Source organism: uncultured Negativicoccus sp. (assembly GCF_902480485.1).
GTDB lineage: Bacteria > Bacillota > Negativicutes > Veillonellales > Negativicoccaceae > Negativicoccus > Negativicoccus succinicivorans.
In genome coordinates this window covers 26,590-33,339 of record NZ_CABSTC010000003.1, presented here as the reverse complement: position 1 = coordinate 33,339, position 6,750 = coordinate 26,590, and the positions used below count along the sequence as shown (strand labels likewise).

10 protein-coding genes are annotated in these 6,750 nt (G+C 54.6%); all 10 read right to left on the bottom strand.

The genetic code is table 11. From position 1 onward, the window contains the following. Positions 1–119: 119 nt before the first annotated feature. The gene (locus RDN69_RS00590; protein ID WP_273260856.1) at positions 120–1,187 is read right to left on the bottom strand and encodes an ADP-ribosylglycohydrolase family protein; all 1,068 of its coding nucleotides are present in this window, start codon (positions 1,185–1,187) and stop codon (positions 120–122) included. Then, on the bottom strand, positions 1,184–2,146 hold the full coding sequence (locus tag RDN69_RS00585) for a cation diffusion facilitator family transporter (protein WP_273260854.1): 963 nt from the start codon (positions 2,144–2,146) through the stop codon (positions 1,184–1,186). Before RDN69_RS00585 ends, RDN69_RS00590 begins: the two co-directional genes overlap by 4 nt. Positions 2,147–2,273: 127 nt before the next feature. Further along, positions 2,274–2,732: a hypothetical protein gene (locus RDN69_RS00580; protein ID WP_273260852.1), complete on the bottom strand. Its 459-nt coding sequence runs from the start codon at positions 2,730–2,732 to the stop codon at positions 2,274–2,276. Next, a complete protein-coding gene (locus RDN69_RS00575; RefSeq protein WP_273260850.1) occupies positions 2,716–4,035 on the bottom strand; it encodes a hypothetical protein in 1,320 nt (439 codons plus the stop codon). Before RDN69_RS00575 ends, RDN69_RS00580 begins: the two co-directional genes overlap by 17 nt. Further along, on the bottom strand, positions 4,002–4,409 hold the full coding sequence (locus RDN69_RS00570) for a hypothetical protein (RefSeq protein WP_273260848.1): 408 nt from the start codon (positions 4,407–4,409) through the stop codon (positions 4,002–4,004). The genes RDN69_RS00575 and RDN69_RS00570 overlap by 34 nt, the downstream gene beginning before the upstream one ends. Further along, positions 4,396–4,917, bottom strand: a complete 522-nt coding sequence (locus RDN69_RS00565; protein WP_273260846.1) for a hypothetical protein — start codon at positions 4,915–4,917, stop codon at positions 4,396–4,398. Before RDN69_RS00565 ends, RDN69_RS00570 begins: the two co-directional genes overlap by 14 nt. Beyond that, positions 4,910–5,281, bottom strand: a complete 372-nt coding sequence (locus tag RDN69_RS00560) for a hypothetical protein (RefSeq protein WP_273260845.1) — start codon at positions 5,279–5,281, stop codon at positions 4,910–4,912. The genes RDN69_RS00565 and RDN69_RS00560 overlap by 8 nt, the downstream gene beginning before the upstream one ends. Further along, positions 5,278–5,742: a Tfp pilus assembly protein FimT/FimU gene (locus tag RDN69_RS00555; RefSeq protein ID WP_273260843.1), complete on the bottom strand. Its 465-nt coding sequence runs from the start codon at positions 5,740–5,742 to the stop codon at positions 5,278–5,280. The genes RDN69_RS00560 and RDN69_RS00555 overlap by 4 nt, the downstream gene beginning before the upstream one ends. Next, positions 5,735–6,367 carry an A24 family peptidase gene (locus tag RDN69_RS00550; protein WP_288218093.1) on the bottom strand — a complete coding sequence of 211 codons (633 nt, stop codon included), beginning with the start codon at positions 6,365–6,367 and terminating at the stop codon, positions 5,735–5,737. Before RDN69_RS00550 ends, RDN69_RS00555 begins: the two co-directional genes overlap by 8 nt. Next, positions 6,364–6,747: a type II secretion system protein gene (locus tag RDN69_RS00545; protein ID WP_288218092.1), complete on the bottom strand. Its 384-nt coding sequence runs from the start codon at positions 6,745–6,747 to the stop codon at positions 6,364–6,366. Before RDN69_RS00545 ends, RDN69_RS00550 begins: the two co-directional genes overlap by 4 nt. Positions 6,748–6,750 lie beyond the last annotated feature (3 nt).

The following is a 6,750-nucleotide window of genomic DNA, read 5'->3' as shown; positions in this document are numbered from 1 at the left end:
TGACTCGGGTCTGTGTAATCAGACCCGCACATTGGCGTTAATTCATTGCATTGTTTAGTTTTCAAAGAACCGTGTCGCTTCGTGCGACTTGATTATGATAGCATCTCTTTTTTCCGGTGTCAAGACTTTTCTGCAAAACTTATTTTTTCCAGTCGATCGGCCATGTCGATGATAATATCACGACATTCCAAATGTTCCAACCATTCTTCCGGAATCCGATTGCGTCCGGCTTCCGCCGTGACCAATTGCGCGCAAATGCCGGCCGTTGAATCCGAATCACCGCCGTGATTCAGCGCTGCCAACACGGCGTATCGCGAACCGGAGTAAGCCAATGCGCAATACAATGCAATCGCCAAAGTTTCTTCGGCCACGAAACCTTCGCCGAGTGCTTCCAGTCCCGGCAAATAGTACCACCAATCATCGGCTCCGGCTTTTTTACGCAATGCAGGTACTTTAGCCGCTGCTTTTTCCGCGGCCACGATAGCATCATATACTTCGTCTGCGTTTTCTTTTACGCGCAACATTTCCTTGACGACTTTTCCCGCCTGCCGCAACGTATGTCCGTCGCAAAGCAAGGCCATGTACGATGCCATCGCACCGGCGGCGATATATCCCGACGGGTGCGAATGGGTAATCGCGGCGCAAGCGCAGCCGTTCTCATAAGCGGCTTCGGGATCGCCGTGAAAATATAAACCGATCGGTGCCACACGCATGATACCGCCGCAACCCTTGCTGTCGTTAAGGGGCTGCGTCACGCCGCGGTCCGCCGGATCACGCAATGCCGTAAGGCAGGTCATACCGGGATGACGCCGCTCTTGCAGACGATGATCTTTCGCTAAATTATACGTCGTTTCGTAAGGTTGTTTTTTGAGCCAGCTTTTTTGCCCGCGCCGAGGTTCTTCTCCCGTTTGCATGTAGTACCAGCGCATGTACGAACGGTAGAGACCTTTCGTCAAAGCATCCCCGCGCTGTCGTGACCAGAAGATGCCGTCAATGGTAAAAAGCGTCATCTGCGTGTCGTCGGAAATCAACCATTCACCCGAACCGTCTAAGCTCAAAGGGCCGCGCAAACCGTGCGGACCGTAGCTTTCTTTGATCGTTTCCACATCGTCAAATTCAACAACGTAGCCAATCGCATCTCCGGCGGCGCCGGCGAGCAGGATATCGCGAAACGGTACAGTGCTCATTCGTCTTCCTCCTCCAACAGCTCATAATCTTGCGCCATCCAACGACGGCTGGTAGTAAAGGTAATGGTCAGCCACTTGCGTACCGATTTACCGCCCAGGGCCTTATCAATCTCATCACGAATACGGTCGAGATCTCCCACTTCCTGGATCGGGTAACTTTTCGGAATTAAAATATCGATATCGATAAAGGCGATTTTGCCGTACCGTTGCACGGAACTCACGTAGTCCTTGAAACGGTAGCGGACCATGAAATCATCCATTACTTCATGAACTTTTTCATGTAAACCTTCCGGCGCCATGCCGAGTACCTGCCTTACCGCAGGTCCCAAAATATTGAGCGCGACAGGCATCATGGTCAATGACAAAATGATTAGTATCACCGGGTCGACGAATACCCCGTAATGCGCATATTGCGTTCGTTCAAGCAAGTAGGCCAAGCCGAAACTGATAAACAAACTGGCGGCGAAACAGGCATCGACGAGCCAGCTCATATTATCAAAATGAATCAGGCTGGATTTCAGTTTCCGATTTACCCGATGCACATAGAGATAATACCCCATATTGGCGAACGTAAACGTCAAGGCGTAAATAATCGCCAAGCCGAAGTTCATTGCATTGCCGCCGCTGAAAAGACTGATCATGCCGTTCAAAAACGCATAGACAACAATGATCAGCGTGAAGCCGCCTTCTGCCGCAAGCACGAGCGGTTCAAACTGCCAATATCCGAATTGAAATTTTTTGCTCGATTCCCGCGTTGTCAGACGCGAAGTCATGATCATTAAAATCTTAATAATGACTGCCACAAACGAGAAAATCCCGTCAATCAAGATCGCATGCGAGTTCGTGAGCAGGCCGAACCAGGTCGCCGCGACGGCAATCAGTCCCATCAGACCCGCCGATTGCCAAAGTAAGCGTTGCTCTGTCGCGTAACGTTGTTCCGCCGTTAAACTCGTTTCCATAAATAGTGTAAATCCTTCCCGTAAAATCTGTTCACAAGTGTTTAATATAAATAAATGGTATTTTTCGCCGTTTCCTTATATTATACTACATCTATTTGATTTCTTGCGTTTACTTTTCCCAAAGAGTTCAATGTGCGGTTTTTACGGGTGCGGTTTGACGAACGAGAATTTCCGCGCGACAAACCGATGGACTGATCGGCGCCATTTTTGTCAACGTGATTTCCGTCGCATGCGGGTGGCCTTCCCATGCGGCAAATAATTCCAGCAGATGAAAATAATCGCCGACCAATGTCATCTTCCATTGTTTGGTCTCGTCCGCAGAAGGAATCTCTTCGCTGCTTTCCATTTGCACGTGCGCCCGGTTCGCGTCCGCCTCCCAGTCGATTATTCGCGCGGCTTCGTTTTGATATTGTTCCTGTTGTGCCAGTTGGGCTGTCAGTCGTTCGATTTCATGCGCCTGCGCCGCTTCTGCTCGGATAGCGTCCGCGGTCCGAGCTTGCCAGTGGTATCCGCCGCCGAACGCGACAACAGTCAATAACCAGAGTGCCGCCAACAGCAGCAACGGATATTTAGTGACGGATGGCATTAGCTTCCTCCTCCGCATGACCCAGCCACAGCGTAAAAGTATGCGCCGCCGCTACATGACGATCGATTTTACTTCGTACCGGCCGTTCCAGACGGGCGCTTAAATATTCGCTCCAATCATGTAAGGGCGCGCCCGATTGGAAGTTTCCGGTGACAATAATGTCTTCATTTTCCGTGCGAATTTCCGTTAGCGTCACATCGGCGGGGCAGGAGTCGCAAATCACGAGCAGCAGTTTGCTTGCCGTTAAGCGCGTTCGCTCATGTTCTTGCCGATCGTGTACCGCCTTCTGATACGCGGCTGCCTGCGTGCGCAGTGCCGACAGTTGAGCGACCGTCGTTTCGTTTTGTAACGCGCTCATTTCTTTTTGATACATGGCGTAATGAAACGCCGCATACCCGAACGCGAGCGCCAGAATGCAAAGGCTTCCCGCCAACACGGGTCGAAACCAAGACGGCGCGGGTTGCGGCGCGTGATTTTCTAAACGAATCGTTTGGCAAAGCGCGGCATTCTCCGGTCGTTGCGCCGCTCGCGCGGCAGCTTCCGGCAGGTACGCGGCATCACGCCATGGCGAAGGCGTATCCCCGAGCAGTTCCGCGGGAATGGTCGCGGGCCAAGGTCGGGTCGTGCCGATACTGCTCGGCGCGGCCGCGCCATGCACGTAGATGGCTTCATCTTCAGTCACCTCGTCCGAATGCGTTGCGGCGCTCGTATGCGTCCGCCAATCCGTCCACACGCGCTCCCGATACTCCGCCACCATTTGAGACGCGGCGCAGTAAACCGTCCCCGCGGAGTCCGCCAGCGCTTCCCCCAGCGCGACGATTTCCGGAACTACGATCACGCGTTCTACGCCCAATGCCGCCAAGCGCTCGTCGGGCACCGCGTCAGACGTCAGCGCCGCCATCAAGACGCGGACACGCCCCTCCGGCAACGGAACCGAACGCGTGCCGATCCATGGAGCCGCTACATCCGGAAAGAAACGTTCTCCTTCCCAGCGCAGCATTTCTCGCAACTCACGTTCATTGAGCGCTCCCATTGCCACCGTTTTATACCGCACCGCCGCGGGGGCTGCCGCCATCACTACCGTATGCAGCGGCACATGCCATGTTTCCGTCAGTACCCGGCGCGTTTTCGCCAAATCATCGGCGGCATGCGGCAACCAAATCCACTGCGCCGGTCCGCTTGCTTTTTCCCGCACGCACAATAAACCGTCACCTTCCCATGCCAAAAAAGGCAACGGCGAGGAGACAAATATTCGTTTGCCCGCGTCGGTCAGCTTTTGCATTCGCTGACGCCAATTTCCCATTTGCCTTCTCCTTTCGGTACGCAGTTGATTTTAATGACAAGCGTGATTCGCTCCGCATCGTGCACGGCGACGCTGGTAATCGTCGCCTGCGTGCCCTGCGGATCCATCGTCACGCGATTTTGGTAGCCGTCACGAACCGCCAGCTCTTTCGTCACCACATTGTCAGGCAATCCTTGAGCGGCGCAACGTCCGAGCGCCCAGTTCAGCCCGCTTTCCGCGACGTAGCGAGTTTGCAGGCCCGTCACGGTATACGCGCTTGCCGTACGCACCGCAGACGCCTGCTGCATCACAAGCCCGGCAAGCGTCAGCAGTCCGCACAACGCGACGCACCACCAAAGGAGCACGCTGCCGCGGTGCGATTCAGCGCACGACATAGGTCTCTCCTACGCGATACCACTGCGCGTACGGCAAAACCGCCGTGCCGTACGTTTGTTGACGCGCTCCGTATACCCAGGTAAACTGCGCCGTCACAAGGCCTTGGTCGTCTACCGTAAACATTTTGTCACCGTCTTCTTTTCCCGGAAGAAATCGCGGCCGGTTGGTCGTGCCGTCGCCCGCTTCCGTCATCGGTTGGCGCTGCCCGTTTTTTAATTCCAAATAAAGCGCGCCGCTCGCGTAAAAAGCGTGCCGCAAATGATTCGGCGTCACAAAAACGTATTGATTCTTTCGCCCCGGTCTTGTTTGCGACGTGCCGGACCACAAATAGCTGTCCAGCGTTCCCAAAATGAACCGGCTGTCCTCGCTGATTTTGAGTTCCGTCCCGAGTCGCTGAAAGGTTTGCAACACGCCGCGCACCCGCGGCGCCAATGCCGCACTCAACAGTCCGCAGAGCAAGAGGGCCAGCAAAAGCTCCCAAAGAATATAGCCCGCGTGTTTACGCATGTGTGTTTCCTCGCGGCAGCCAAATCGTCACCGCATCCGCGCCTCGTGAGCCGCTGACCGTGATTTCATAGCCGTAAATATTCGGTTCTGTCGCCTCTATACCGGCGACATCAACCGTAAAGCGATGCGCATTGTATTCCTTGGTAATACTGTAACCGGCAGGCACGCCATCGACGAGGTAGGCGTATTTCAATCTTTCCGCCGTCTCCTGTAACAGCGCCGCCCGCTCCGTTTGCTCCCGCCCGCTGGCCGCGTTATGCACCGCTCCCAAAACGGTGGCGGCGAGCGTTCCGCCAACCACCGTCATGATCAGAATTAAGAAAAGAACTTCCGGAAAAATAAAGCCTCGCGATTTCATATTCATTGCACGCGTACCCGTCCTGTCTGTGCGCTGATAATAATCCTTTTGCGTTCATGATGACGATTTTCCAACACGATTTGGTAGTTGCCGCGGTAACTTTGCATCGGTCGTCCGTTGCTTTGAAACTGGACCAACTTGGATTGCCCCGCGCTGAATGAAATGCCCTCCGGCAAGGCGGCGCGTTGACCGATCAACGTATTTCGCGCTGTTACGTAGTACATCGCCGGGCGATGATCGACATTGAGATGCAGGGTCGGCATATTGCTTTGCGCGCCGCGGTTTTGTTGCGCGAGCGCTTGTGTCTGATGAATGGCGGCGCAAAGCGCCGAGGTCGCTCGCAATAAAGTCTGCCGATCCTGAAACGCTGCATACTGCATGGCGGACCAGGCGGTAAAGATCCCCACTAAAGCGATCGCCACCAGCATTTCCCAAAACAAATAACCGCGGTTTGATTGTTTATCCATAACCCAGCCAACTTCCTATCGGTGTCGCTAAGCCGACCGCCAACGTCAAAAAAGGCCCGAACGGAATCGCCTGACGGCGAGAAGAAAATCCGCGGGAAAAAATGCCGAAGCATGCTCCCAAAAGCGCCGCCAGCCACAAGAGCAATAACGTTTGCAACGGCGACAGCCAAGTCGCGAGCGCCGCGTAATACCAAATGTCGCCTTGTCCCATGCCGCCTCGCGCGAGTCCGTATAAAATACCCGCAACGACAACCGCCAAAAAGCTTGCCGTCAATGCGCTCAGAAGATGTCCCGCCGCGATGCTTTCCGCACTTCCTGCCAGAAAAAGCAAAAGCGAAAGGCGCCTCGGCAATACCCCATAACGCGCGTCACAAAGCGCGGCAAGCAGACTCAGTCCGCACAATACCAATGTGCCGATGAGCGAACGCCCGGCCGCCAGACCGGGCAACAAGCTCAGCGCCGCTAAAAAGCCGAAGCACCATTCCGCGCGCGTTAACCCGCGTCGCGGCGTAAAAGGTTCGGCCCATTCCGCGGCATAGCGCCGCCGATACGCTTCCGCCCAACGCCATATGCAGGGTCCCACGAGACAAGGCCACAGTAAAACGCCGACAGTGGTCAGCGTCATTTACCGCTCGGCCCGCCGTGCGAGGAGTATGTCGTGCCTTTATAGCTGTAAGTGACTTCGCCCTTCGTCGCCAACTTGCTCGTGTCATAGCTTTCATCATCCGGCGCTTTCGGAACCGCTTCCAAGTATCCTTTCGAGGCGTCCGTCGTATTCACCAATTCGTCCAGGGAGCTCGGATATTTGCCCGTGTCCACCTGGTACATCGCTACCGCCGTTCCGACACTGTGTAAGTCCGCTTGAATCTTCGCCACTTTGGCGCGATCCGCCGCGCCGCCGAATTTCGGTAAAACAATCGTCGCCAAAATCCCGATGATAGCAATTACAATTAACAGTTCAATCAAAGTAAAACCGGCATGTTTGCGTTTTTTTTTTGTCTGCATGGA

Excerpts from the sequence above, each read along its gene's own strand:
- RDN69_RS00590 (WP_273260856.1), bottom strand. The coding sequence starts at position 1,187 with ATGAGCACTGTACCGTTTCGCGATATCCTGCTCGCCGGCGCCGCCGGA.
- RDN69_RS00585 (WP_273260854.1), bottom strand. The coding sequence starts at position 2,146 with ATGGAAACGAGTTTAACGGCGGAACAACGTTACGCGACAGAGCAACGC.
- RDN69_RS00580 (WP_273260852.1), bottom strand. The coding sequence starts at position 2,732 with ATGCCATCCGTCACTAAATATCCGTTGCTGCTGTTGGCGGCACTCTGG.
- RDN69_RS00575 (WP_273260850.1), bottom strand. The coding sequence starts at position 4,035 with ATGGGAAATTGGCGTCAGCGAATGCAAAAGCTGACCGACGCGGGCAAA.
- RDN69_RS00570 (WP_273260848.1), bottom strand. The coding sequence starts at position 4,409 with ATGTCGTGCGCTGAATCGCACCGCGGCAGCGTGCTCCTTTGGTGGTGC.
- RDN69_RS00565 (WP_273260846.1), bottom strand. The coding sequence starts at position 4,917 with ATGCGTAAACACGCGGGCTATATTCTTTGGGAGCTTTTGCTGGCCCTC.
- RDN69_RS00560 (WP_273260845.1), bottom strand. The coding sequence starts at position 5,281 with ATGAATATGAAATCGCGAGGCTTTATTTTTCCGGAAGTTCTTTTCTTA.
- RDN69_RS00555 (WP_273260843.1), bottom strand. The coding sequence starts at position 5,742 with ATGGATAAACAATCAAACCGCGGTTATTTGTTTTGGGAAATGCTGGTG.
- RDN69_RS00550 (WP_288218093.1), bottom strand. The coding sequence starts at position 6,367 with ATGACGCTGACCACTGTCGGCGTTTTACTGTGGCCTTGTCTCGTGGGA.
- RDN69_RS00545 (WP_288218092.1), bottom strand. The coding sequence starts at position 6,747 with ATGCAGACAAAAAAAAAACGCAAACATGCCGGTTTTACTTTGATTGAA.